Consider the following 25,150-nt stretch of genomic DNA (forward strand, 5'->3'; position numbering starts at 1 on the left):
CTATTTGCGTGCTTATAGAGTTTTGGCGGTATACATCCGGATAGAATCGCCGCTGTCCTCCCTGATCAAGGATAGATATTCCCATCCGCAGACTTCATAAAATACGGTGTGGTCAGTGATGAGATAAAGCCGTGAAAGCCCTTCGCTGCCTGCCTCCCTGCGAATGTGATCTAGCAGCGTCCTTGCATATCCGTTGCCCCGCCACGCATTCTCTACATACAAGGCACATACATTTGGCGTTAATTCTTTACGCTCATGAAAATCATTGGCTATCAGTCCTGCACCGGCGATGATTGTTCCTGATGAATCCAGAATTACATACCATTGCGGAATGAAGGCAGTACTTGTAATACACTCCTGCATGCTATCCTCATAAGCCTGACAGGGAATCTGCCATTTGCTGTGAAACCATTGTGCTGCCACCTTAAGAAGCTGCGGCTGTTCACGCAGGGAGAGCACCGTAAAAGCTTTCCTTTCCATAATCCTGCCTCCTTTTTGTGGACTTATTATAGCACACGGAAAATACAGAAGCCATGTAATCGGTATCATGTGAAAAGATACACAAAGTTATTGGCAGAGAATGGGAATTGTATTATAATAAATGCGTCATCCGTGTATAGAAGATATTCTGACAGGATCTGTTTGGACCTGTAAAGAATGGGGCAATACGGAAGGACATCTTTCGATAGACATCGCATCTGTAAGAGAGCGAGAGTAGGAGGACACATATGAAATCGAAAAAAACGCAGTACATGTCCATCATGGCCATGTTTTTGGCTATCCAGATCATACTGGTAGTCACACCCCTGGGTTATCTGCCAATCGGACCGATCAGCGCGACGACCATGCATATACCCGTCATCATTGCCGGGATAGCACTCGGTAAAAAGGCAGGTGCACAGCTGGGCTTTGTATTCGGACTGACCAGTGTGCTTAATGCGACATTCCGTCCGACACTGACATCATTCTGCTTTTCCCCCTTTGTAACGATTGGCGGAATCGGCGGAAACTGGATGAGTTTGCTTATCGCCTTTGTGCCAAGGATTCTGCTGGGATATCTTGCCGGTCTTATTTATGAAAAGCTGTACAGGAAGGGGATTAACGAAAATGTTGGAATCATCGTCGGAGCATTAACCGGGGCAATTACCAATACCGTTCTGGTGCTTGGTGGTATTTACCTGTTTTTTGGGAGTGCTTATGCGGATGCCATCAAGGTTGCTTACGATACCTTGATCGCAGTTCTGCTTGGCGTTGTGGCAACCAATGGAATTGCCGAGGCGATTTTAGGAGCGGTTGCGACCCTGCTGGTATGTAAGGCAATCAGGCCGATCACCAGAAAATTTAATTAAATACGATTATAAATCAAATTCTCTAATGTAAACAGGGGATTTGATTTTTTTGCGTTTACGTATAAATTCATCGATATACGATCCTCTGTAACAGTTTTATGCTTGCTGAAAAGGATACCGGTTTTCATATTCGCTTCTTATCTTTTGTGCATGATGTTTGCAATTATGGAAATACTTTTGTATGATAGGTATACAATGTGACTTTAAAAAATAAAGTAAATACTGGAGGTATTCACTATGAATGAAATAAAAGGCTTTGTGGGAACCTATGCGCCCGCAAAAGGAATTTATTCCTTCCTGTATGATGTACAGAAGGATGCATTTGTAAAGACGGATTTGTTTTATCCTGTCAAGGATGCAAAGTATCTGTCATATTATAAAAACAGACTGGCGTTTCCCACACAGCTTGCGGATGCCAGACTCTGTGTTCTTGCGAATGGCAGAGAGCTGCTTGCAGGACTGGAAAACAGTACCGCCTGTTATGTGGTTCAGGATGAGGATTGTGTTTACACGGTAAATTATCATGACGGTACCCTGATACGCTATCGTTTCAGCGAGGAAGGGCTGCATGAGGAAAGCATTGTGCATATTCAGCATGAGGCAGGTGCTCATCAGGCAATACTGACCGGTGCAACCATACTGGTTCCCTGCCGTCTTCTGGATCGTGTATATGTATATGAGCGCACGAGCATGGAGCTGATACGTGCTATTTCCTTTCCGAAGGGAACCGGCATCCGACATGGTGTATTGGACGATCATGGAAGATTCCTGTATATGATCAGCGAGGACAGCTGTGAAGTATTTGAAATGAATATGGAACAGGGTGGTGTTATCACCAGAAAGCTTTCTCTGCTGAAAGAAGGGGAACAGGGCGGAGGTGCCGCAATCCGCATCAGCAGCAGTGGTGAAACGCTGTATGTCTCCGTGCGCGGAATCAATCAGCTATATGTCATTGATATTGCCCAATGGCGCATTTTGCAGCGCATTTCCAGTGGCGGCGATCATCCGCGTGACATCAATCTGTCCCCACAGGGGGATTATCTGTTTGCGGCGAACCGCAGCAGTGGCAATCTGGTTGCCTTTAAAATTGATCACATAAGCGGAATGCTGGAGGAAAAGGCACATACGGATACGATACCGGAGGGTGTCAGCATCGTATTTTACGAATAGGAGGAAACACGTATGAGAACGAACAATATTGGTATGGTAGGTCTGGCTGTCATGGGCAGAAGCCTTGCATTGAACATGGCAGATCACGGATATAAGGTAGGCGGCTATAACCGCAGCTATGCGGTGACAGAGCATATGCTGGAAGCTTGGCCGCATGAGAATTTCACTGGGTATTCCACGCTGGAGGAGCTGGTTGCATCGCTGGAAAAGCCGCGTAAGGTCATGCTGATGGTAAAGGCGGGTAAAGCGGTGGATGCCATCATAGAGCAGTTGATTCCATTGCTGGAGCAGGGTGACATCATACTGGATGGCGGTAATTCCTTCTTCGAGGATACCATTCGAAGAGAGGCGTATCTGAAAGGAAAGGGACTGCATTATTTCGGTGTGGGTATCTCCGGAGGTGAGGATGGTGCGCGCTTTGGACCGAGCATCATGCCCGGAGGAAACAAAGCAGCCTATGAGGAAATCCGTCCGATTCTGGAGGCTGTCGCAGCACGGGCAGAGGAAGGCACACCCTGCTGCACCTACATTGGAGAAAACGGTGCCGGACATTATGTGAAAATGGTGCATAACGGTATTGAGTATGCGGATATGCAGCTGATTGCAGAGGCGTATCTGCTATTGAAGCATGTCGGACATTTCGATAATGCGCAGCTGGCAGAAATATTCAGTGAATATCAAAAGGGAGAGCTGAACAGCTTTCTGATTCACATCACATCCGATATTTTCCGCGAACAGGACGATAAAGGTGGCAAGGAGCTGGTAGACTGTATCCGGGATGCTGCACAGCAGAAGGGTACCGGGCGCTGGACAAGCATCGAAGCCCTGAAGCAGGGTGTGGATGTTTCCATGATTGCAGCTGCCGGAAATACCCGTGTAATGTCGAATAATGAAAACAGAAAAGCAGCTGAGGAACAGTATCCGCATGTTGAAATTGCAGAGATTTCCAATCCGGATGCCTTTAAAGAGGAGGTTCGTCAGGGCTTATATGCGGCAAAAATCATTGCCTATGCACAGGGCTTTGATCTGCTGAAGCAGGCAAGTGCTTCCTATGGCTGGGAGCTTCCGTTGGGAAAAATCGCGTCAATCTTCCGTGCCGGCTGCATTATACAGGCAAAATTTTTAAATGATATCACCAGAGCATATGAACAACAGGCGGATCTTTCGCATCTCTTGCTGGATAGCTTCTTTCAGGAACGTGTGGTATCCTATGAAAAGAATTTGCGGCAGATCGGTGCGCAGGCAATCCTGAGCGGTATCCCGGTTCCGGCGATGGCCAACGCCATCAGCTATCTGGACCTGTTTTGTGCAACGCATGTCGGAGCCAATCTGATTCAGGCACAGCGTGATTATTTCGGTGCGCATACCTTTGAGCGTGTGGATGAGGAAGGCAGCTTTCACCATGAATGGAGGCGGTGGGCATGAAGCAGCTGACCTTTACCATATTCGGGGGAACCGGCGATCTGACCTTTCGCAAGCTGCTGCCTGCACTGTATAATCTGCAGGCGCAAAGTAAGCTGGAAGAGGACTTCTCCATTGTGATCATCGGACGCAAAGACTATGATCATGTCGGTTATTGCGAAGAGGCTGCAGGATGGATCAAGCAGTATGCCCGTCTTCCCTACCGCATTGATGAATTTGAGCGCTTTGCCAGAAGGATCCATTATGTGCAGATGGATTTTACAGGGCTGGAAAATTACGAAAGGCTGAATGCGTTTTACAAAGAACAGCATTTGCACAATCATGTCTTTTACTTCGCCGTTGCCCCGCGCTTCTTTGCGGTGATAGCAAAAGGTTTGGAACAGGTGGAAAAGGCCTGTACGGGAAAGGTCATCATTGAAAAGCCGTTTGGAGAAGATCTGGAATCTGCCAGAGTTCTGAATGAGGATTTGGAACGCTTCTTCACAAAAGACCGGATGTTCCATATCGATCATTACCTGGGAAAAGAAATGGTGCGCAATATGCAGGCAATCCGTTTTATGAATCCAATTTTTCAGGATGTATGGAATGCTAAGTATATCGAGCATGTGCAGATCAGCGCCATGGAGACGGTCGGGGTGGAAAACCGCGGCGGCTATTATGATCAAAGCGGTGCATTAAAGGATATGGTGCAGAATCATCTGTTTCAGATTTTGAGCATAACAGCCATGGAACAGCCTTCCTCCTTCTTCGGTGAGGATATGCATCAGAAGCAGCTTGATGTTCTGCATGCCCTTCGTCCGGTGGAACAGCTGGATATGAAGGACAGTGTTGTGCTCGGACAGTATTTTCATTACCAAAAGGAGGATCGTGTGGCGGATGATTCCATGACGGAAACCTATGCGGCACTGCGCCTGTTTGTGGATAATGAGCGCTGGAGGGATGTACCGTTTTACATCCGTACGGGTAAGAAACTGAAGGAGCGTGAGATGGAGGTTGTCATCACCTTTAAAAAGACCAATCCGGATGTGGCAGCCAATGTTCTTTTGATTCGCATTCAGCCTACAGAGGGTGTGTATTTTCAGTTCAATATCAAAAAGCCGGGAGACAGTGATGAAATCGAAGTAACCAGTATGGATTTCTGTCAGAGCTGCTCTGATGCGAACCGCATCAACACACCGGAGGCCTATGAGCGTCTGCTGGCAGCGGCTGTACAGGGGGATGCTTCCTGGTTCTCACAATGGGATCAGATTGAAAGCAGCTGGAATTATGTGGAACAGCTGCGTCAGCGCTATCGCAGGGAGCGCCTGCCGCTTGCCACCTATATGGCGGGCAGTGCCGGTCCGAAGGAAGCGGATGAGCTGCTGCAGCGCCATCACCACACCTGGTCACATGCCGATGTCTGAGCTGGAGGAGTTAAAACGGCGCAGTGCACAAAGGGCTGCAGCCTATGTGCAAGATCATATGGTGCTTGGTCTGGGGACAGGAAGTACGGTTCGCTGGCTGATTGAGGAGCTGGGCAGACATACAGACAAACAGCATCTTCAGGTCGTTTCCTCCTCTCTTGGCTCCAAGCTGCTGGCTCAGCAGGCAGGTCTTTGCGTGGTGGAACCGGATGTCATCGATCACATCGATCTGGTGATTGACGGTGTCGATCAGATCAATTCACGGAAGCAGGCAATCAAGGGCGGCGGCGGTGCGCTTGTCCGTGAAAAGATACTCGCCGAGGCGGCAGAGCAGGTAATCTGGATCATGGATGCAGGTAAGCGTGTGGAAACAATTGAGGATTATACGCTTCCGATTGAGCTTGTACCGTTTTCCCATCCCTTTGTGCGGCGGACACTGACGAATCGGGGATATGATGCAATACTGCGAATGCAGCAGGACAGCGCTTTTATCACAGATAACGGAAACCTTATACTGGATGTGCGCATACCGGCATCCCGCTCGATTCAGGAGGCTCATGATGAGCTTGTGCATATCGCAGGCGTTGTGGAAACCGGCTATTTTCATATGGAGGCTATGTGTATAACAGCAGAAACAACAGGTGTTACCATCTGGTAAGCTGCTTAACAGGTGAAGGACTGTTTTATCTCGTGAAACGCGGGACGAAACAGTCCTTTTTGTTATGAAACGCAATGGGGGTGTTGACAAAAGCGGTGTACTATTTATATAATACACTTGAAGAGGTGATACGATGAACGTATTCAGCGATCTGAAGCTCAATAGTAAAACCAGCGTTTATCTTCAAATCATCCAGCATGTCAAGCGTAAAATTCTGAATAAAAGTATTATTGCTTATACGCCGCTGCCGTCACGAAGAGAGCTGGCGTCCTTACTGTCCATCAATCCGAACACGGTGCAGAAGTCGTATAAGCTGATGGAGGAGGAAGGAATCCTGCGGACAATCAGCAATGTGAAAAGCGTTGTATACGTTGATGAGCAAATCATGGAACGCCTGCAGCAGGAAATGATACAGGAAACCGTGGATGATTTTATCGCCAACTGCCGCGAATGCGGGCTGCCGTTTCAAAAGGTGGTAGCTATTCTGAGCACACGCTGGGACATCTGATTTTTCGTTTATAAAAAGTGTACTACTTAAGTAATACAGAAAGCGAGGGAACGAAGTATGCTGCATATGGAACATCTTACAAAGGATTACGGAAACGGTCAGGGGGTATTCGATATCTGTCTGGATTGTGAAAAGGGACAGATCATCGGTTTGGTGGGAAGCAACGGAAGCGGTAAAACAACGCTGATAAAAACGATTTTGCAGCTTCTGCCCTATCAGGAGGGAACGATACAGTGGAAGGAACAGGCAATCAAGGATATCTTTGAGGATATCGCCTATATCACGGATACATTAAGCTTTTTACCGGATATGAGTCCGAAGGCCTATGGCGCCTTTCTAAAGGATTTCTATCCGCGTTTCAACGGCAACCGCTATGACCGCATTCTCCAGCATTTTGAAATTGACAGCCGCAAGAAGCTGAAGAAAATGTCTGCCGGTCAGAAGCTGAAGGTGGAAATCGCCGCCGGATTCTCACAGGGGGCACATCTGCTGTTGCTGGATGAGCCGTTTTCCAATCTGGATGTTTTCTCAAAGCAGGATTCCGTCAAGATGCTGCTGAGTCTGTTGAATGACGAGGAAACCGTGCTGATATCCTCCCATGATATCGATGATATCGATCAGGTCATCGACCGTGCGGTGGTATTGCGTCGGGGCAGAATTGTACAGGATGTGGTCATGGAGGAACTTCATGAGCAGGGAATCTCCTTGAAGGAATGCTTAAACGATATCGAAAAATATGATCCAAACCGCGTGAATCTGTTGTTTGAGGAAGGAAGTGAGTCACATGTTGAGCTTCCGGACGCATAGAGAGCATATTTCCAAGCTGATGTACTATCAGCTTCACCGCACAGGCAAAATCTACGCCTTGTTTGCTGTAACCTTGATTGCACTGCCGCTGATTACGATCATGCTGAAGGATATAAGCTATTTTCAGAGAGGCTATTATAATGAATTTCTTTTAAATCCGACATGTGCACTTACCTTTCCACTCCTTGTGTTCCTGTGGCTGCTGTATTCTGTATTTGATTTGAAGCGGCTGCACTGGAAATACAATGTACAGGACAGAGAGCTGATTCTTCCGGTTTCACGACTGGATTTGATTATTTCAAATGTGTTGTTCACCCTGCTGAGTCTGTATGCACTGTACGTATTGCAGAGCATTGTCTATTATGCAGGCTATCAGCTATATGAAATGAAATCGCCGCAGCAGCTGTTACATAACGGATTTTTCCTATCCATGACGCGTACGCAGCATTATACCGGTATGTTTCTTCCTTTGAGCATCAGCGGGTATCTGACGCAGCTGCTGTACAGTGTTCTGATGTCCCTGTTTGTCGTATGTATCGGAAGGTTCGGCTTCCGTAAAAATAAAATTGCTCTGTTCATGATTGTGCTGTATGTGCTGTTTCCAATTGTGTTTTATTTTCTCGGTATGAACATGTCACTGGCGATTGGTGAGGAGCCGACCGGATTCACACTGCAGCTATTGAAGTTTTATGAAGTGTTCGTTTATAAGGGTTGGTACCGCCTGTATCTGTGTATACTGGGGGCAGTCATGATGGCAGGTCTGTATCGGAAAACACGAAAAAGTGCATGGTAGGCAGGTGATGGATGTGAAAAAATATATGGGGTATCTGCCACTCTGTATGCTGAGTATTATCATTGTCTTTTCTCTTCTGGTCTACAGCAAGCGTAATGATTTTGCTATCGGACTAAGCACGGTGGCAGCTCAGGAACATAAAAGCGTTGGCGATCCAAATGCTATCAGGGATTTGAAATACTCCTTTTATATCATGGACGATTATCCGTCAAGCAGGAACATACATGCACTGGAAAACATATGGCGCGTGGATGCGGTTGGGGATACATTTACAACCACCTATGACCCTGCTGGCTATATGGCACATATGAAAAAAAATGCAGAAAAGCAAATGCTGTATATATCTATTCAGGCACGCTATGATGCGGAAACGATGAATCCCGGGGCTATGACAAAGGAATGCTCCACCTATGACAACGGGATTCCGTTCTGCACATATTCCGGAAAGGTTGATCATCTTACCTATGATATCATCATCGATAACAGCGATTACGGATATGGTAATACAGTAAATTTTCCCAAGACTAAGAAAAGTGCGGTTTTGCGTTCGAAAAGTGGGAAAAAGGAGATTGAAGTCAATTATACCCTGCAGGAAGGACAGTCAGAGGATGATATCTACATCTATTCTACATATGGTGGAGGAAATGCAGATGATATATATGGGAATCTGAAGGGAAGCGCCCTGCAGACGATCTATGATGTTAAAATCGAAGATGATTTCTTTGTAAGTGTGAGCGCGCTTGATTTTGATGTGAATCTCGGCAATTTGAAATTTGATAACGATCCAACCGGAATTTACAAGGTTGATTCACAGGGGAAGGTTACGCAAATCGTTCATAAGGATATAAAAAAGGGCACCCTGATCTCTATGTGTGCAATGGATAATCATCTGGCAGTCGTCGAGGAAGAGGACAGTAAGCTGTACGGTCGTCTGTATTCCACAGAAGGAAAGCTGCTGGATGAAATCCGATTGGAAATGGACCTTGATCAAATCGGCAAGGTCATGGTAAGTGAGGATCAGGGTACACTGTTATTTCAGCTTCAATCGATCTACGATAACATGAAGTATACGGTTGTAATGTATGATGTAAAGGACAATGCCTTTCAGAAGCTGGATCGCATGGTGATGGAAACACAAACGAATACGTCCATGTACGGGTCCTATGGCTTGTATATCAGTATGCATTATGATCGCAGGAAGCAGATTTTGTATAGTATTCAGATGAATGATGACAACGGTCTATATGTGAGTGCACAGACGAACAAAAAGGTTCTGTATAACAGCTTTCTGTATGGTGATTATAATGATGATACATATCTGGCGCTGTCGGATGCGGCATCGAGTAATTCATATGAAAATATCGTTTTCTCTTTTCTGAATACACAGAGGCGTAGGCTGAGTGATCTCTCCATTGGATGGTGATGTATGATGAAAAAATATATGGGGTATCTGCCGATAGGCTTGCTCTGTCTCATTGTCCTATTTTCCCAGCTGATTTACACAAGGCGCAACGATTTCCATGTTGAGCTGAGTACGATTGCACAGGAGGGGGAACGTATAGGCGACCCGGATGCCATTAAAGATTTAGCATATTCCTTTTATATCGCGGATACCAATCTGGGAGGGTACAGCGGTGAAGGAAGCAATGCCTGGCGAATCGATGCGCAGGGAGAATCCTTTAAAATCAGCTATGACCCGAAGGGATACAAGCAACACCAGATGATGGTTGGGGATGATGCAGAGGTATTCTTCTCTGTGAGTGTTTCACCGAAATATGATGAAAAAACGATGCCGATGAGTGAAGAAAATAAGCAGAGTGATGCGGATTTCTATAACGATGTATCGATTCATTCCTATGAAAATAAGATTGAGAGACTGTCCTATGAGCTTGTGGTCGGACGACATCATGTTGAGGGTGGTGCGCTGATCAGTGACGGTGAGGATAACATACAGCTTTTTACGGTAAAAACCAAAAACGGAAAGCGTGATCTGACCGTCACATATCACGAAGAATCTGCAGGAAATCAGGAACGAGTCTATGTATATCCGCAAGCCAGCGTTGGAAATGCAGATGACAAGTACGGGAATTTAAAAAACTACGGCTTTTTAAACGCCCCGATTGTGAAGCTGGGAAAAGAAAGCTTTACTGCGATTGGAGCACTGCAGTTCGGGGTGAATTTTAATGAGGTGGAATTTGAAAAGGATCCTACCGGAATCTATCGTATTGAGGAAAGCGGAAAGCTGACACAGCTTGTTCCCATGGATGTGAACAGGGAAACAGTTTTATATATGGAGGCATTTCAGGGAAAGCTGATCGCCGTCGTGGAAAAGAACGGCTATCTGTATGGCAGAGCCTATTCTTCAAAGGGTGTTCTGCTTGATGAATTTCAGTTTTCATTTGATTTACAGAATACCAATCGGATGATGCTGCTGCCGGAAAAGGAGCATGTACTGTTCGTACAGGAGCCTGTATATGATGGAAACAATCGGGATCTGTTGATATATGGTATGGAACAGGAACAATTTAAGCAAATCGATCACATGCCGTTAAATGGTTTGAATATCACGGATATCAGCGGAAATTATGCGAACACGCTGCTGCATTATAAGAAAGATACGGGGATTCTCCACATTGTTGTAAATGACGATGGAAAGGCTTTATATGTCGCGGCACAGACAAACAAAAAGCTGTTGTACAGAAGCACTTTGCTGGGAGATTATACGGATGACAGTAAGCTTGTTCTTCCGGATGCCACGCAGATTACCACAGGCAATGCGTATGAGAATATAATGTCCTACGTATTGAATACACAGAAACGAACCCTGCAAAATCTCCGCCTTGTACAGGATGGTGATGTATGATGAAAAAATATATATGCTATATACTGCCGGTATTTCTGCTGCTGCCCATACTGGGAGCGCTCGGTGTCTGGTCGCAAAAGAACAATATGCAGATTGGTCTGCGGAAAACGGCTGACGGTGAATTTGATGTGACCGGGGATCCATCCGCCATCAAAAATCTCTCCTATCAGTTTATGGTGACAGATTATCTGAATGTCTGGCAGGTTACGGGAAAGGGGGATAAGCTGCAGGCTGCTTATGTCAAAAGCGATGTGCTGACAGACCGAACCAATACAGTGGATATTCAGATTTCACCGGTATTCGATGAGCATATCAAGCAGAACTCCATCGAGAATCCCGGATTTGATCAACCAGACGACATGGAGATCACCCATATGATCAGCGGCGTAGAAGCCGTATCCTACCGCCTGTCCCTGCTTGACCCGCAAGCCTATGGAGAGAATAAGCAGGAGGATATAGCTTTTGAAGTTCGATGGAAACAAGACAAGCTGGGCTCTTTGATTCGATGCGATTATTTTGATAACGACCCCAAAGGCTCTCTTTCCTGCTCCCTGACAGGTGATGACCTCTATCAGAATGCAAGAGCATCGGCAGGCCTGTCGGACATGTCTGTGGATGCGCATGGATATTTCATCGTATCCCCCCTGCAGTTTATGTATGATTTTTCACAGGTTACCTTTGATCAAAATCCCGGCGGTATCTATCGGCTGGAGAATGGCAAAAGCAGGCGCATTGTATCACTGCCACTGGGAAAACAGGATATTCTGGGAATGGTGAGTACCGAAAAAAGTGTAATCGCTCTGGTTATGGAAAAGAATGAATTGTCTCTGTATACCTATGACAGCAATGGAAAGCAGCTGGATCGCTCAGCTCTGTCTGTTGCCCTTGCGGATATCATGGAGCCTGTACTGCTGCTGGATCAAAACAACCATATTCTCTTTGGATATGGAAATGGATTTGAATATGTATTCCAGGTGTATGAGCAGAAAAACGCAAGCCTGAAGCAAATAGACAGGGTGAACATTTCCGTTAACGCGGGCAGCAGTGGACCTTTACAGCTGCAATATGATCAGGGTGTCCTGTATTGTATGCAGGAGGGAAACCAGACAATACGTATCATGGCCGCAAATCATAAAGGGATGTTGTACAGCAGTGAGGTGTATGGCGATTATCAGGAGGATGATCGTTTGGGCTATCTGGATTTAAACGAGGGCCTGAGCTATGAGAAAATCATACAGCGCTATTTGTTTGATGACAGACGATCAATCGTAAATCTCAAGCTTTTGAGTACAAGGTAGGTGGAGAATATGACAAAGGAATTTGAAAATCTGAATCTGCTTCTGTTTTACCGGTGGAAGCGAAGCTATAAATTTTACGGTATCGTATTTGCGCTGTATCTGGCATTCTGTTTATTTGCCCTGTTGATGAAGGGAGAACAGCTCGGCTGGGTCCGCTATGAGGTATATTTCGGCTCGCGGCCATGTCTGCTTCTGTTTCTTGCTGCCCTCAGTGTGGTGATCGTTTATCAGGTGGCAACACTTCTCTACATGCAGCTGCGCTCCAATGCACTGCATCGCTATCTGATACTTCCCCAATCCCGTGTGCCATTTATGCTGTCGGAGCTGCTTATGAATATCAGTGCCATCGTCATACTGCTGTTATTGCAGTATGCGGTGTATTATATCGGATACCGGTACTATATGACGCTTGCCCCCTTCTATAACCTGAAAAACGGTTTCTATTTATCCATTGTCAGAAGCGGCATGCTGAAATACTTGTTCCCATTGACAATAACCCAGCTTCTGATCATCGTAAGCAGTATTGTGACGGTATCCGCTATGACAGTGTATCTGGGGGTATATTACCAGAGGCTGCAAAGCTATATCCTGTGCATTGCCAATATTGCAGGTGTTTTGTTTGTATGGGGCATGCCGAGCGGGATACAGTTTGATGTACAGCGCGGTATGCAGCTGGCTCTGATGCTGGTGCTGGCTGGTCTGATGGTGCTGAGCTTTCGCAATTCCATGAATCGCAACCAGTACGGAGGTCGATGATATGAAACGTCATATGATTCTTCTTCCTGTGCTGCTTGCAGTTCTTCTGATTGTCAGCGCCGCTCTGTATTTGCACAAGCCGTCCTTCACCTTTACACTGGAAAAAGCAAGCGGAGATATGCAGCAGGTGGAAGGGCTGGAATATACAATGACAGTTGCGGATGCTTCCATGCGCTGGGAGCTGAGTGGAAAAGGAAAAGATATAAGCTACACGACCTCGTTTCTGAAGGAACAGGAAGAGCTCGCCATGGAATATGATTCTCTGAATGAGGGCTTCTATCTGTATATCCCTACTCTTTTAGATGGAAAACAATTAACGGATTATGAACTGGAAATCAGCAGAACGATAACGGATGACCGGTATGAAGAACCGGTAAAAGCGGATTTTTACAATATAAAGCAGGTAGCTGTCGATCTGCTGGTGAAAACAGATAAGGGCTATGCCTGCTTTCCAAGCGGACTGAAGCAGCGCTTCCAGACTCCCCGCAGCAATATCGTATATCATCAAAAGGATCAACAATTGTATTTCCAAAGCAATCCGGAAAAAGCGGGATTGCAGAAGGGAGGGGGACTGCGCCACCCATATGTGACGGTACAGGGGAAAACACTCGTTCCGCTGTATGTTGCCGGAAACGGCAGCAGTGGGCAATATCGCATTTATGAGGTGGAAAAAGCATTGCAGAGCGAATCCATGCCAAATGTTCAGGAGGCGAAAAAAGCGAGTAAGGTTAAACAGTTTATAAGCTTTGATGCAAAGGTGAATGGCATTTCGGATGTAATCAGCTATCATGATCAGCTGTACGCAGCAGTGTTGCGTGATAATCAGGGCTGGCTGGAGGTCTATGATGCTTCGGGCAAGCTCGTTAAGGAAGAAAAGCTGCCAAAGAATACAGTGTTTCACCGTTTTGATATACAGGATGGAAGGCTTTTAATTCTAACCTCACAGCAGGATAAGAGCTACCTGAAGGTGTATGAGCAGGATAAACTGGTGATGGATATCACCTCACCGATTTCACTGTCAGATTCCAAGTTCAAGCTGCAGGACGGCCGTTTGTTTGCCTTGAATCTGAGACAGCCGGAAAACAAAGCACAGCATTTTCTGGAAATCAGTGTATTCGATCAGTCAAAGATGGTATTTGACGGCTATGTGAAGGGAGATTTTGAGGAGGATGAGAAAGCCTCGGCCTTTTACAAAAAGCTGCGGGATAAAACAAACCAGACAATTCCCGCTATGCCGTATGTGAACGTGCGGGATGTGTATGCGTATGGCTTCAAGGATTAGATCGTGATCATTGTCACGGTCTTTTTTTCATTCAAAAAATCTGGTGGTAGAAAAAAATGCCGGAATACCGTATACTATTACTATAACGCATAATAGAAAGAAGGAACACACATGAGCAATCTGCGCAGAGATTTGATTCTGTGGAGCGATACACTTCAGGATTTTCATCTTCCCCGCTGGGAGGAGCTGCCGAACTTTGATTTATATCTGGATCAGGTAATAACGCTGATTGAAGGATATTTGCAAAATCTGTTTGATGAAGAAAATGATACGATTCTGACCGCTGCCATGATCAATAACTATGTTAAGCTGAAGCTGATTCCCAAGGCGGAAAAGAAACGCTATAACCGCATGCATATCGCCTATCTGATTGCAATCACCATTTTGAAGCAGGTGCTGACGATCAGCGAGGTGAAGCAGGGAATTGAATATCAGGCGGGCATCAATGGTCTGAAGGAAGCCTTTAATCTGTTTTGTGAGGAGCAGGAAGCAGCGATTAAGGCAGTCGCAGATCATTTAAAAAATCAGGACAGCACCTTTCTTCTGGAGGGAATCACCGTGCAGAATACGGCAATCAAAATGGCTACGATGTCCTTTGCGGGCAAGCTGGTCGCAGAAAAGATTCTGCATCTGCAAAATTCCTATACTGCACGATTATAAAAATCCTCTGCCTGTTTGTTTCCATATCACAAAAAAGCTGGTTACCATCAGGGAATGCTTCCTTTGGACGATACAAAAAAGGGAATTCACACCGATTGCAGAGCAATCAAAGTTGAATTCCCTTTTTTAAAGCCTTATACGCAAAGAACCTCCTCATCAATGATGGTTGTGAAGATGATACGGAGGAGCTGTTCTTGCGGTTTCCACGACGAGTATGCGAATGCTTTGAAACTTGTGAAAAGCTGGATCCTCTTTTAAAATCTGCTGTATGGCACTCAGGCGCTTGGCTCCGTCCACACACTGATAGCCGTCCCTTAGCTTTCGAACATGGATAGGAAAGTTAAGTCCGATGCGTTTCAGACTGTCCTTTAACGTCTTGGGATAGGCGCATTCCTTAAATTGTATTTCCGATAGCGCTGCTGCTTCTATTTTCATTTCATCACCAGAGACATTTTATCATACTTTTGAAAGAATCTGAAGAAATCTTAATCGTATACGCAAAACCTGTGAAATATGTTACAATAAGCAAAGGTGATAGGGATGAAGGATTTTTTTACATTTTATACGGATATTAGAAATATGGCTGTGCCGTTTACGGCATTCAGCCTCTACCATATGCTGTTTCTCGCTCTGGCGATACTTCTGATTACGGCGCTGTTTTCTTATTATCGGCGTCTGGATGCCGGAAAACAGCGGCGAATGCAGGTCATAATGGCGATTTACTTTCTAGTGGAGGAGCTGCTGTATACAACCTGGCTGTTTCTGTTTTGCCATGAACAGGTGTGGCATCAGATCCTGCCGCTGGAGCTTTGCTCTCTGTGCGTCTATATGAATGCACTGACAGTCTATCTGAAGAAGGACACCCTGCGGTTTTTCAGCGGTGTCGTCGGTCTTTGTGCCGGTCTGATTGCCATGGTGTATCCTGCCAACATCAGTGAGCTGTATCCGGTGCTGTCTTATCGGACCATTAACTTTTACATACTCCATGCCTCCTTTGTTTTATTTGCACTCATACAGCTGCAGGACCGTACATTGCTGCAGTACCATTATATGAAAAAAAATTTTCTGATTATCTGCGGCATGTTTACAACAGCGTTTATTATCAATCTGAATCTGCATACGCAGTATATGTTTGTCGGAATTCCACCGAAGATCAGCTTTATCGCAAGTCTGTATCACATTACGGGAATCATGATGTTTCTGCCGACTATCCTGCTGGCACTGTTTCTCATTCAGTGTGCAGTGGTATTTCTATTGCGCAGAGTGTACCGTGTGAAACAGGATATGCAGGGGTCTGTGTGACAATTCTGTGAAATTCGGTCAAATAAGTTCCAAATTTTACCAGATTGTAATACAATAGGATTGTAAAGTTAAAAGGAGGATATTTGATTATGGCTAAATTTGTATGCAGTGTTTGCGGTTATGTTCACGAAGGGGATGCAGCTCCGGAGTTTTGTCCGATCTGTAAGGCGCCTGCTGAAAAATTCACAAAGCAGGAAGGTGAAATGAGCTGGGCAGCAGAGCATGTTGTCGGTGTTGCACAGGGTGCGCCGGAAGATATTATGAACGATCTGCGCATGAACTTTGAAGGTGAATGCAGCGAGGTTGGTATGTACCTGGCAATGGCACGTGTAGCTCACCGTGAAGGTTATCCGGAAATCGGAATGTATTATGAAAAAGCAGCATATGAGGAAGCTGAGCATGCTGCGAAGTTTGCAGAGCTGCTGGGTGAAGTGATCACCGATTCCACAAAGAAAAATCTGGAAATGCGTGTAGATGCAGAAAACGGTGCAACTGCAGGTAAATTTGATCTTGCAAAACGTGCAAAGGCATTGAATCTGGATGCAATTCACGACACAGTACATGAAATGGCTCGTGATGAGGCAAGACATGGGAAAGCGTTCAAGGGTCTGCTGGATCGCTATTTCAAATAACATATATCATAGAATCTGGACAGCTGTGACGGCTGTCTTTTTTTGCAGGAGGGAAAAGCAAGCGGTTAGCTTTACGTGCAGGAGCACAGCGCTTTCTTCAGAAAGGAATATCCTGAAAAACATATACGAATATATACGAATATAAGAGGCTGTCTCTGATTTCATAAACATTTTCTTACAATGCAGGAACGAAAATTGACATTTCCCTGCAGATACGGTATACCTAAGGAAAAGGATGGATGTCATGCTGAAACTGAACCGTATCACACTGGAAAACACAGAGAAAACACATCGCATAGAGGATGTGTCTTTTCACTTTCCCGATGCCGGCTTTATCAGCATCCACGGAGATGACGAATCGCTGATGCTGCAGCTCGCTAGACTGCTTGCTGGTCTGCATAAGCCTTGCAGCGGTTCCATGGTTTATGGGGAAGAAGTCATGGAATACTTTACACCACAGGAGCAGTGCCGTTATCGCAGCGTATGCACTGCGTCTTTATTCTGCGATTTTCAGCTGCTGGAGCAGCGTTCTGTGCTAGATAATATCCGCATGAGCTATGATGAAGATGAACAGGAGCTGGATGATCTGCTGAGGCAGTGGGGGTTGTATGGCAAAAAAGAGACCTGGATAGAGGATCTGGACTTTGATGATCATATCCGAATGGTGCTTTTACGCATCCTGCTGCGCCACCCCCGTGTGCTTGTTGTTTATCCGCCGAGCTCTCCGTTTTCCACAAGGGAATGGGGAAGGATGTTTCCGCTGCTGAAAAAGCTGAGCGCTGGTCTTCTGGTAATGGTAGTACAGGATGAAAACAGCTATCCATGGAGTGATCGCATCATTGAATTCGAAGCCGGGTATGTCATATCAGATTCCTGCGGACAGGGAAGTGCATATCCGCAGCAGCCAGTCTCGAAAACACAGTTTCAGCTGCAGCCACGGATAGTAAAGCGGATGCAGACCCGACTGCATCACCGCTTCCGTCTGAAATATCTGCTGCTGATGCTTTTGATTCTGACATCTCTGATTCTTGTATCCACTGCTGTGTTTTCAACAACACTGGATGTTACAGAGATTGAGATGCTGTATCTGAAGCAGAACGATCTGACCAGCATCGCTATAGAAAAGCATGCCACCGGAAGCAGTGGAGAAATTTATGAAAAGAAATATGTACCGATGCAGGATGCGGATGTACAAACCCTGAAAAAGGAATTAAAGGGCGATGTGTTTGCCGGTTATGTTCCTGTAGACAGCAATATCGCCATAAAGTCCTCCTATCTGACCTCTGCGGACAGCTATACAATCATTGAAATGGATACTGTGGAAAGGGCAGGCTTGAAAAAAATCTACGGTCATTATCCCGGCAATATTTATGAAACCGCAATTACATATCAGACAGCCCTGAATTTGTTTTCTTCTCAATACGGTGTACAGCCGCCGGAATTTTATCTGTATCAGGCTGTAAGCTGGTATGGATTTCCGCTCACCGTAACCGGAATCATAGCAGAGGATCAGCCCAACAGCAATCTTTCATTAAATATGGGCGGATATGCCGGAAGCACAACCGGCTCCTCCAGTTTGAACAGCGGTTCGCTATACGTATATCCCGGCTTCCATAAGGAGCACAGCAATCAGCAGCAACAGACCTTTGTTCCATCCTCAAAGCGCTTCATTGACAAGCTGACACTGCGCTCCTATGAGGTAGGGAATCTGTATCCGATTCCCTATGCCAATGCCTATTATTTCTATGACGGAGAACAGCTGCATCTGGATAATGATGGGAAGAATCAGTCCATGGTTAAGGAGGATGAGGTCCTGCTGGACTTTTCCATGGCGCTGCGTCTGGGATATCGCTCCCGCTATCTGGAAGGATATCGCGATGATGCACTCCCTTCCTGGGATATGCGGGAGGCGGATTATACCAGCTTTATTAAAAACTGGATCGGTAAAACAATTGAGGTGCAGGCCTATGCTATCGATACAGCACCGGATGACAGCACGCTGATGAAGAAAACAGTGAAAATCAAGGGCTTTCTGTTTCCGATTACCTGGGATTATATGGAGGATTATCTCAAGAATGAGGGAAGTATTTTGATGAACAAGGAGGCAGTGGCAGACTGCATGCAGCCCAATACCATGATACAAAGTGTTTATTTCCATTCAGAAAAGGAAACGGACATGCGGAAAGCATTGCAGTATCTGCGGCAGCATCCAACCTATTCCGCGTTTTTCAGCCGTTCCCGCCTGCTGCAGTTTTTCGTTGTCGATCTCAAAAAAATGAGCTTTCTGCTATTTATCAGCGGTGGTGCTGCCATGCTGCTTTCCATCGCCCTGCTGGTGCATCTGCTGCAATCGATTATGGAGGATGGCAGAAAGGAAATGAGCATTTACTATATGTTTGGAGAGAACATGCACACACTGAAGGGATGTTATGTGCAGCATATCCTTGCCCTGGTTCGCAGGCATACGGTCGCAGGCTGCCTGATGGCAACGCTGGTAGTATCCGTATTCGTCCTGATGATCTATATGAAGCTGTCGGCAGCGGTCACGATTTTGCTGTCACTGTTTCTTCCGCTGCTTGTGTCCGCAGGCTATCTGCTCCTGCTTACTCTGATCACACACCAGCTTGTGAAAAGAACATGCATAGTTGAAGAGCTGTTTTGTGATGAGAAAAACGGAAATATATGATAAAATATGCTGGAATAAGTGAGGAAGATTATGAACGAACAATTTTTAAAACGTATGCAGGGATATCTGCAGGAGGAATATGAGGAATATCTGAAAACGCTGGATGAGGACGCTTATCGCGGGCTTCGCGTGAATACGGCAAAGCTGTCTGTCGATCAGTTTCACGACTTGAAGGTATGTGCCTGCCAACCATCCTCCATCTGTCCGGAGTCCTTTTATATACCAAAGGACATAAAGGGGCTTGGTAATCATCCTGCGCATCTGGCAGGTCTGTTCTATATGCAGGAGCCAAGTGCCGCCAGTGCTGTTGAGGTTCTGGATGTACAGCGGGATGACTGGGTGCTGGATATGTGTGCGGCACCCGGTGGGAAAAGCACGCAGATTGCTGCTAAGCTGCAGGATCGTGGTTTTCTTGTCAGTAATGAAATTGAAAGCAGGCGGGCACAGATTCTGCTATCGAATATGGAACGCCTCGGCTTTTCGCGATGCATGATTACGAACACCCATCCGCAGCAAATCGCAAAGGAAATGAGTGGCTGGTTTGACCGAGTACTGGTGGATGCCCCATGCAGCGGGGAAGGCATGTTTAAAAAGCATTCCAAGGCAATGGATGACTGGAGTGAGGAGCATGTGCTTGCCTGTGCACAGCGGCAGCTGCACATTCTGGATAGTGCTTATGCCGCATTAAAGGAGGATGGCACGCTCGTGTATTCAACCTGTACGTATTCCATGGAGGAAAATGAACAGGTGGTATATGCATTCATGGAGCAGCATCCGGATATGGAGCTTGTGGACTGCGGGGTTGCGTTTGGACGGAGTGGTCTGCCCTATCTGGATTTGGATACGGAAAAGCTGCGAAGAATTTTTCCTATGGATCAGGGAGAAGGTCATTTTGTGGCAAAATTCAGAAAGCATGGCGTGCAGGCAGAGAGTCGCAAACGGGAAGAAAAGCCGGCTGTGGTTCCGGTGTTCGCTACACAGTTTATAAAGCAGTCCCTGCAGGAGCAGCCTGCCTTTCTATATGAAAATAGCGGTCGTATATATGCCATGCAACAGCCATTTTTAAAGCTGAAGGACATCCGTATTCTTCGACAGGGCTGTCAGATTGGTGAAGTCGTGAAAAATCGTCTGGAGCCGCATCAGCATTTCTATGTTTCCAATGCTTACGGAGCGGGCATGAAACAGTGTTATGAGATGGATGATGCGCAATGTCTCAGCTTTTTGCAGGGGCAGCAGCTGCCAATAGCAGGGTATAAGGGTTACACGCAGATGCTGTGGAAAGGATATGCGCTCGGCTTTGCCAAGGGGGATGGCATGGTTTTAAAAAACAAGTATCCCAAGGGACTGCGGATTCACTAAAGCAGAATTGCATCAGATACCATGAGTTTAGGCGCAAACAGCGTCTTTTTTTTATCTAAAAGTTATTCAAACCCCTTTTTTAGGGGGATTTTTCGTATCTCCACTATTCTTTAAATGTGATAATATGTAGAAGCAAAGGGAACGATAGTGACAAAACAGGTATAAAAAAACGACCTTCTTCAGTCGCTGGTGTGTTGTCCTACAGTACCTTACTGTAAGTCCATGTAATGATCTTTACACTCATATTTATAACACCTGCGTCACAGTTTGTAAATGCTTTTGTAGGAATTTGTGGAGAATTTCGCAATTTTTTGTAGGATTTCCCTTTTTATGGTTTTCAACGTTGATTCCAATACTTTCTGCTTCACACTCTTTTTCAGCGGACCTTGTTTTCCTCTGTCCTTTTGTGTGCGCATCCGGTACTGGAATTTTTTTGTGAAAGGAGTCTTATCTATGTTGAACAAGAAACGTGTTCTCGCTTCAGAGGATATCCTGCGCTATGGCCGCAGTGAGGATCCCTTTGATCATATGCCCTCTCTTGAGGAGTGGCTGCTCTATTTCCTCGAGCATTTTGTGAAGCTGAACGCAAAGCCGAACACCTATGCCAGCTTCCGCAGCTATATCTACAGTCATATCTGCCCTCTGCTCGGTGATTATCCGCTGAATGAGATTACAGAACCTATCCTCCAGACCTATGTGAATATCAAGCATGAGAACGGCAGACTGGATGGAAAGGGAGGTCTGGGTGTCAAAACACTGAAGGAGCATGTCATGGTCCTGAAGCTCTCCTTCAAGCGGGCGATCCAGCTGGGTATCGTCTCCTATGATCCCTGCCGCTGTGTGGAATATCCAAAGGAAGTGAAGAAGGAGGTCCGCGTATTGAGCGTGCAGGAACAGAAGCGTCTGACAGCTGCCATCACGCCTGTATATAAGGAAAATTCCCTGCTGACGGTGCTGATCGCTATCCATGCGGGTCTTCGCATCGGAGAGGTGAGTGCACTGCGGATCGAGGATATCTGTCTGTCCAGGCGATTGATCGAGGTGGATGAATCGCTGAATCGCGTGATGACCTATAACGAAGATGGAACGGTCAGCTGTCCACTTGTCTATCAGACCACAATATCCAGCAGAGTGCGCAAGGTACCGATGAATGAGGAGTTGTGCGAGGGAATCGTGAAGGCGCTGGAAAAGAAGAAAGAGGGAGCGAGGAGCTATGGAAGACCGCGTGCAAGCCTGCCGGAGGATTTTCGGGAACAGGTGGAATACTGTCAGAAAAACCATATCCCGCTGGAGACCTACCGCAGAAGGACCTCACTGAAAAAGGCCACCTTTTATAAATATGTAAAGGTGCTGCAGGATGCGGATTGATAGATGCACACGACAGGAAATGAGCAGGTACTGTTTGCTTCCTGTTTTTTATATGTCAGTGGCGCCTTGTTTGACGACTATAAAACAAATTACATACGATAAGGACTTCACCTTTTTTATTTTTGACGGATGTGATAAAATAAGGCAGGAAAGTGGTGAGAATATGCTGATATCAGTAGAGCATCTGAGCAAACGCCAGAACATAAAAGAAATTGTCAACGATGTAAGTTTTGCCATCGAGGACCGGGATAAAATTGCATTGATCGGAGTAAACGGAACAGGGAAAACAACTCTGCTGCGTATGTTGGCAGGTCTGGAAACCTATGAGGAAGGATCTATCACGAAAAAAAGCGGATTGCGTGTATCCTATCTGCCACAGGACCCTGTCTTTGATGAAGACGATACCATTCTTCATCAGATACTGTCTATGGATAAGGAAATACAGGAATTCGAAGCAAAATCAATCCTGGGAAAGCTGGGGATTTCAGACAGCTCTTTGAATATATCCCATTTGAGCGGAGGACAGAGAAAGCGGGTTGCCCTTGCAAGAGCGCTGCTGAAGCCCTGTGATCTGCTGATTCTGGATGAGCCTACCAACCATCTGGATAATGAGATGATCGAATGGCTGGAAGCCTATCTGATCCGCTATGCACATGCATTGATCATGGTGACGCATGACCGTTATTTTCTTGAGCGTGTATGCAATACCATGATGGAAATTGACCGCGGCAGTATGTATACCTATCATGCAAACTATTCCACCTATCTGCAGGAAAAGGCAGAGAGAGAAAGCATACAGGCGGCACAGGAGAAGAAACGTCAAAGCATTCTTCGCAAGGAGCTGGCATGGATGCGTGCGGGCGTACAGGCGAGGGGAACGAAGAGCAGAGAGCGTATCGAACGATTTCATAAGCTGAATGATATGGAATCTGTAAAAGAACAGGGACAGGTTGTGCTGGATACGATAACTTCGCGTCTTGGCAGGAAAACGATAGAGATCGATGCGATTTCCAAGGCATATGGGAGTCATGTATTGTTTCAGAATCTGAGCTATACGCTTACTAGAAATGATCGTATCGGTATTCTGGGACCAAACGGCTGCGGCAAAAGTACACTGCTTCATGTACTGGCAAAGGATATAGAACCGGATCAGGGAAGCGTCGTGCTTGGTGAAACAGTTAAGCTTGCGTACTTTCGTCAGGGCTGCGAGGAAATGGATATGTCACAAAAGGTGATTGACTATATCCGGGACAGCGGTAATGAGATCCGTACACTGGAGGGAAACTACAGTGCATCACAGATGCTGGAACGGTTTCTGTTTGATTCCAGAATGCAGCATACTCCTATCGGCAGATTATCCGGAGGGGAACGCCGCCGTCTGTATTTATTGAAAATACTGATGCAGGCACCGAATATTCTTTTCCTGGATGAGCCTACCAACGATTTGGATATCCAGACCCTGCAGATACTTGAGGACTACCTGGATAATTTTAACGGTGCAGTCATTGTGGTATCCCATGATCGCTATTTTCTGGATCGTATATGCGATAAGCTGTTTGTATTTCAAAACGGAAATGTACAGCAATTTATCGGCGGATACAGTGCCTATATGGAACTGGGAACAGCAAAAGAGAAGAAGGAAAAGAAAAAAGTCGAGCGGGTTTCACAGCAGCAGCTTCGTATGAGCAGTAAGGAAAAGCAGGAGCTGGAGCATATGGAAGAGGATATAGCAGCTTTGCAGGAACAGCTGGAGCATTTGGACATGGAAATGAATGCTGCCGGAGATGACTTCAAGAAGATACAGGAGCTGGCAGATCAACGCGATATTCTGGAACAAAGCATAGAAGAGAAAATGGAGCGCTGGATGTTTCTGGAGGATAAAAAGCAGGAAATTGAAAACGCGAAGGGAAAATAATAAAATCACGGATACAGAAAAGCTGACAGTATTGCCGGCTTTTTTTGTTGAAACAGAAAATTCGGCTTCAAATGGAAAATTACGTAAGTATCATATGTCATCTATGCTATCCGCCTGTTTTCAAATCAGGAAGGTTACATTGCTTTATGTGCTATCAGCCTTTACAACAGCACATTTCAAAATAAAAGGAGTTTGTAATAGGAAGCAGTGCTGCTTACTGCTTAGCATGATTGGTATAGGACTTTGGAAAACTGCATACGGGACGACAATTACGAGTCCGTATACATTTTACGTATCCTTCATATTATGGTATAATAAGGCTCTTAAAAGGAAGTGGTTTATCTTTGAAACCGGATGTGTTATACCAGACAGCTAAGAGAAAAATCCTGGATGCCCTGCCGGACATTCTTTTCTTTTTGTTTTTATTTTATGCAATTCTTGTATTATTCGGTGTACAGTATGTGATCGTTGTATCCTTTGTGACTCTGCTCTATAAAATACGCAGAAAGAGGAAGCAAACACCGCGCAGATTATGTATCATGTTTTTTGTGCAGATGGCATTGAGCATACTGGCATTTCTGGCATCGCATTCCTTGCTTGCCTGTGTGCTGCTGAATATCGCAGTACCCTTTCTTCTTGTCTTTCTGCAATCCTCGCAGTTTAATCAAAAGGGATATATGGCAAGTGCCATGGGGTTTGTCTTTTTACAGCTGCGTCCGATACCCTATACAGATTTCATGACCTATCTGCTGGTAATGGCTTGTTCTCTTGGTTTTGCAGTATGCTGTCTGCTGCTGTCCTCCTATGGACATCGCAGAGAGGATGATTATGCACTGGCCAGAAAAGGGATAGCGCTTTTACAGGAACAGCTGGATGCCTATCTTAAACAGAAAACAGATTAGCAGCGGAAGGAAGATTT

At 45.8% G+C, this 25,150-nt stretch carries 23 protein-coding genes; 21 read left to right on the top strand and 2 right to left on the bottom strand.

Annotated elements, in window-relative coordinates:
• Nucleotides 1–12: 12 nt before the first annotated feature.
• Nucleotides 13–480, bottom strand: a complete 468-nt coding sequence (locus ACESPQ_RS07780; protein ID WP_002609593.1) for a GNAT family N-acetyltransferase — start codon at nucleotides 478–480, stop codon at nucleotides 13–15.
• Between the two features lie 248 nt (nucleotides 481–728).
• Here ACESPQ_RS07780 and ACESPQ_RS07785 point away from each other — a divergent pair, with 248 nt between their 5' ends.
• The 14 genes from ACESPQ_RS07785 to ACESPQ_RS07850 all read left to right on the top strand — a co-directional run bounded on the left by ACESPQ_RS07785 (nucleotide 729) and on the right by ACESPQ_RS07850 (nucleotide 14,969).
• On the top strand, nucleotides 729–1,349 hold the full coding sequence (locus ACESPQ_RS07785; protein WP_118002131.1) for an ECF transporter S component: 621 nt from the start codon (nucleotides 729–731) through the stop codon (nucleotides 1,347–1,349).
• 237 nt (nucleotides 1,350–1,586) lie between these two features.
• Entirely contained in the window at nucleotides 1,587–2,519 is a 933-nt protein-coding gene (locus ACESPQ_RS07790) for a lactonase family protein (RefSeq protein ID WP_002609598.1), read from the top strand.
• A gap of 12 nt (nucleotides 2,520–2,531) precedes the next feature.
• Entirely contained in the window at nucleotides 2,532–3,944 is a 1,413-nt protein-coding gene (gene gndA, locus ACESPQ_RS07795) for an NADP-dependent phosphogluconate dehydrogenase (RefSeq protein ID WP_373144212.1), read from the top strand.
• On the top strand, nucleotides 3,941–5,344 hold the full coding sequence (gene zwf / locus ACESPQ_RS07800) for a glucose-6-phosphate dehydrogenase (RefSeq protein WP_373144214.1): 1,404 nt from the start codon (nucleotides 3,941–3,943) through the stop codon (nucleotides 5,342–5,344). Before gndA ends, zwf begins: the two co-directional genes overlap by 4 nt.
• On the top strand, nucleotides 5,295–6,002 hold the full coding sequence (gene rpiA, locus ACESPQ_RS07805) for a ribose-5-phosphate isomerase RpiA (RefSeq protein WP_373144216.1): 708 nt from the start codon (nucleotides 5,295–5,297) through the stop codon (nucleotides 6,000–6,002). Before zwf ends, rpiA begins: the two co-directional genes overlap by 50 nt.
• A 133-nt stretch (nucleotides 6,003–6,135) precedes the next feature.
• A complete protein-coding gene (locus ACESPQ_RS07810; RefSeq protein ID WP_002609605.1) occupies nucleotides 6,136–6,510 on the top strand; it encodes a GntR family transcriptional regulator in 375 nt (124 codons plus the stop codon).
• Nucleotides 6,511–6,567: 57 nt separating this feature from the next.
• On the top strand, nucleotides 6,568–7,317 hold the full coding sequence (locus ACESPQ_RS07815; protein ID WP_002609607.1) for an ATP-binding cassette domain-containing protein: 750 nt from the start codon (nucleotides 6,568–6,570) through the stop codon (nucleotides 7,315–7,317).
• Nucleotides 7,295–8,110, top strand: coding sequence for a hypothetical protein (locus ACESPQ_RS07820; RefSeq protein WP_008728542.1), 816 nt, complete (start codon nucleotides 7,295–7,297; stop codon nucleotides 8,108–8,110). Before ACESPQ_RS07815 ends, ACESPQ_RS07820 begins: the two co-directional genes overlap by 23 nt.
• A 13-nt stretch (nucleotides 8,111–8,123) precedes the next feature.
• On the top strand, nucleotides 8,124–9,533 hold the full coding sequence (locus ACESPQ_RS07825; protein ID WP_373144217.1) for a hypothetical protein: 1,410 nt from the start codon (nucleotides 8,124–8,126) through the stop codon (nucleotides 9,531–9,533).
• Between the two features lie 3 nt (nucleotides 9,534–9,536).
• Nucleotides 9,537–10,973, top strand: coding sequence for a hypothetical protein (locus tag ACESPQ_RS07830; RefSeq protein WP_373144219.1), 1,437 nt, complete (start codon nucleotides 9,537–9,539; stop codon nucleotides 10,971–10,973).
• Nucleotides 10,970–12,271 (top strand): hypothetical protein, encoded by a 1,302-nt coding sequence (locus ACESPQ_RS07835; RefSeq protein ID WP_257379338.1) that lies wholly within the window; start codon nucleotides 10,970–10,972, stop codon nucleotides 12,269–12,271. Before ACESPQ_RS07830 ends, ACESPQ_RS07835 begins: the two co-directional genes overlap by 4 nt.
• Before the next feature lie 9 nt (nucleotides 12,272–12,280).
• A complete protein-coding gene (locus ACESPQ_RS07840; RefSeq protein ID WP_009270854.1) occupies nucleotides 12,281–13,027 on the top strand; it encodes a hypothetical protein in 747 nt (248 codons plus the stop codon).
• A 1-nt stretch (nucleotide 13,028) separates the two neighbouring features.
• A complete protein-coding gene (locus tag ACESPQ_RS07845; protein ID WP_109770866.1) occupies nucleotides 13,029–14,309 on the top strand; it encodes a hypothetical protein in 1,281 nt (426 codons plus the stop codon).
• A gap of 111 nt (nucleotides 14,310–14,420) precedes the next feature.
• Entirely contained in the window at nucleotides 14,421–14,969 is a 549-nt protein-coding gene (locus tag ACESPQ_RS07850; protein ID WP_002609619.1) for a DUF1836 domain-containing protein, read from the top strand.
• Nucleotides 14,970–15,125: 156 nt separating this feature from the next.
• Here the strand turns inward: ACESPQ_RS07850 and ACESPQ_RS07855 are convergent, their stop codons facing one another.
• Nucleotides 15,126–15,404 carry a ParB N-terminal domain-containing protein gene (locus tag ACESPQ_RS07855; protein ID WP_002609621.1) on the bottom strand — a complete coding sequence of 93 codons (279 nt, stop codon included), beginning with the start codon at nucleotides 15,402–15,404 and terminating at the stop codon, nucleotides 15,126–15,128.
• A 105-nt stretch (nucleotides 15,405–15,509) separates the two neighbouring features.
• Here ACESPQ_RS07855 and ACESPQ_RS07860 point away from each other — a divergent pair, with 105 nt between their 5' ends.
• From ACESPQ_RS07860 to ACESPQ_RS07890, 7 genes are all read left to right on the top strand, one after another.
• Complete coding sequence (locus ACESPQ_RS07860) at nucleotides 15,510–16,271, top strand: YwaF family protein (protein WP_002609622.1); 762 nt, start codon at nucleotides 15,510–15,512, stop codon at nucleotides 16,269–16,271.
• A gap of 89 nt (nucleotides 16,272–16,360) precedes the next feature.
• On the top strand, nucleotides 16,361–16,903 hold the full coding sequence (locus ACESPQ_RS07865; RefSeq protein WP_008817908.1) for an NADH peroxidase: 543 nt from the start codon (nucleotides 16,361–16,363) through the stop codon (nucleotides 16,901–16,903).
• A gap of 244 nt (nucleotides 16,904–17,147) precedes the next feature.
• Nucleotides 17,148–19,589: a hypothetical protein gene (locus ACESPQ_RS07870; RefSeq protein ID WP_373144221.1), complete on the top strand. Its 2,442-nt coding sequence runs from the start codon at nucleotides 17,148–17,150 to the stop codon at nucleotides 19,587–19,589.
• Nucleotides 19,590–19,619: 30 nt separating this feature from the next.
• Nucleotides 19,620–20,948 carry an RsmF rRNA methyltransferase first C-terminal domain-containing protein gene (locus ACESPQ_RS07875; RefSeq protein ID WP_373144222.1) on the top strand — a complete coding sequence of 443 codons (1,329 nt, stop codon included), beginning with the start codon at nucleotides 19,620–19,622 and terminating at the stop codon, nucleotides 20,946–20,948.
• 453 nt (nucleotides 20,949–21,401) lie between these two features.
• Nucleotides 21,402–22,316, top strand: a complete 915-nt coding sequence (locus ACESPQ_RS07880; protein WP_373144223.1) for a tyrosine-type recombinase/integrase — start codon at nucleotides 21,402–21,404, stop codon at nucleotides 22,314–22,316.
• A gap of 163 nt (nucleotides 22,317–22,479) precedes the next feature.
• Complete coding sequence (locus ACESPQ_RS07885) at nucleotides 22,480–24,231, top strand: ABC-F family ATP-binding cassette domain-containing protein (RefSeq protein WP_118002142.1); 1,752 nt, start codon at nucleotides 22,480–22,482, stop codon at nucleotides 24,229–24,231.
• Between the two features lie 344 nt (nucleotides 24,232–24,575).
• The gene (locus ACESPQ_RS07890) at nucleotides 24,576–25,133 is read left to right on the top strand and encodes a hypothetical protein (protein ID WP_373144224.1); all 558 of its coding nucleotides are present in this window, start codon (nucleotides 24,576–24,578) and stop codon (nucleotides 25,131–25,133) included.
• Nucleotides 25,134–25,150: the final 17 nt, after the last annotated feature.

It is taken from the genome of Clostridium sp. HGF2 (assembly GCF_964240115.1).
Taxonomy (GTDB): Bacteria; Bacillota_I; Bacilli_A; order Erysipelotrichales; family Erysipelotrichaceae; genus Clostridium_AQ; species Clostridium_AQ innocuum.

What these genes read in the sequence shown, in the direction of transcription:
- ACESPQ_RS07855 (WP_002609621.1), bottom strand. Translation starts at nt 15,404, where the DNA reads ATGAAAATAGAAGCAGCAGCGCTATCGGAAATACAATTTAAGGAATGC.
- ACESPQ_RS07875 (WP_373144222.1), top strand. Translation starts at nt 19,620, where the DNA reads ATGAACGAACAATTTTTAAAACGTATGCAGGGATATCTGCAGGAGGAA.
- ACESPQ_RS07850 (WP_002609619.1), top strand. Translation starts at nt 14,421, where the DNA reads ATGAGCAATCTGCGCAGAGATTTGATTCTGTGGAGCGATACACTTCAG.
- ACESPQ_RS07845 (WP_109770866.1), top strand. Translation starts at nt 13,029, where the DNA reads ATGAAACGTCATATGATTCTTCTTCCTGTGCTGCTTGCAGTTCTTCTG.
- ACESPQ_RS07790 (WP_002609598.1), top strand. Translation starts at nt 1,587, where the DNA reads ATGAATGAAATAAAAGGCTTTGTGGGAACCTATGCGCCCGCAAAAGGA.
- ACESPQ_RS07860 (WP_002609622.1), top strand. Translation starts at nt 15,510, where the DNA reads ATGAAGGATTTTTTTACATTTTATACGGATATTAGAAATATGGCTGTG.
- ACESPQ_RS07840 (WP_009270854.1), top strand. Translation starts at nt 12,281, where the DNA reads ATGACAAAGGAATTTGAAAATCTGAATCTGCTTCTGTTTTACCGGTGG.
- ACESPQ_RS07880 (WP_373144223.1), top strand. Translation starts at nt 21,402, where the DNA reads ATGTTGAACAAGAAACGTGTTCTCGCTTCAGAGGATATCCTGCGCTAT.
- gndA (WP_373144212.1), top strand. Translation starts at nt 2,532, where the DNA reads ATGAGAACGAACAATATTGGTATGGTAGGTCTGGCTGTCATGGGCAGA.
- ACESPQ_RS07815 (WP_002609607.1), top strand. Translation starts at nt 6,568, where the DNA reads ATGCTGCATATGGAACATCTTACAAAGGATTACGGAAACGGTCAGGGG.
- ACESPQ_RS07810 (WP_002609605.1), top strand. Translation starts at nt 6,136, where the DNA reads ATGAACGTATTCAGCGATCTGAAGCTCAATAGTAAAACCAGCGTTTAT.
- ACESPQ_RS07835 (WP_257379338.1), top strand. Translation starts at nt 10,970, where the DNA reads ATGATGAAAAAATATATATGCTATATACTGCCGGTATTTCTGCTGCTG.
- ACESPQ_RS07780 (WP_002609593.1), bottom strand. Translation starts at nt 480, where the DNA reads ATGGAAAGGAAAGCTTTTACGGTGCTCTCCCTGCGTGAACAGCCGCAG.
- ACESPQ_RS07885 (WP_118002142.1), top strand. Translation starts at nt 22,480, where the DNA reads ATGCTGATATCAGTAGAGCATCTGAGCAAACGCCAGAACATAAAAGAA.
- rpiA (WP_373144216.1), top strand. Translation starts at nt 5,295, where the DNA reads ATGAGCTGCTGCAGCGCCATCACCACACCTGGTCACATGCCGATGTCT.
- ACESPQ_RS07865 (WP_008817908.1), top strand. Translation starts at nt 16,361, where the DNA reads ATGGCTAAATTTGTATGCAGTGTTTGCGGTTATGTTCACGAAGGGGAT.
- ACESPQ_RS07820 (WP_008728542.1), top strand. Translation starts at nt 7,295, where the DNA reads ATGTTGAGCTTCCGGACGCATAGAGAGCATATTTCCAAGCTGATGTAC.
- zwf (WP_373144214.1), top strand. Translation starts at nt 3,941, where the DNA reads ATGAAGCAGCTGACCTTTACCATATTCGGGGGAACCGGCGATCTGACC.
- ACESPQ_RS07830 (WP_373144219.1), top strand. Translation starts at nt 9,537, where the DNA reads ATGATGAAAAAATATATGGGGTATCTGCCGATAGGCTTGCTCTGTCTC.
- ACESPQ_RS07870 (WP_373144221.1), top strand. Translation starts at nt 17,148, where the DNA reads ATGCTGAAACTGAACCGTATCACACTGGAAAACACAGAGAAAACACAT.
- ACESPQ_RS07785 (WP_118002131.1), top strand. Translation starts at nt 729, where the DNA reads ATGAAATCGAAAAAAACGCAGTACATGTCCATCATGGCCATGTTTTTG.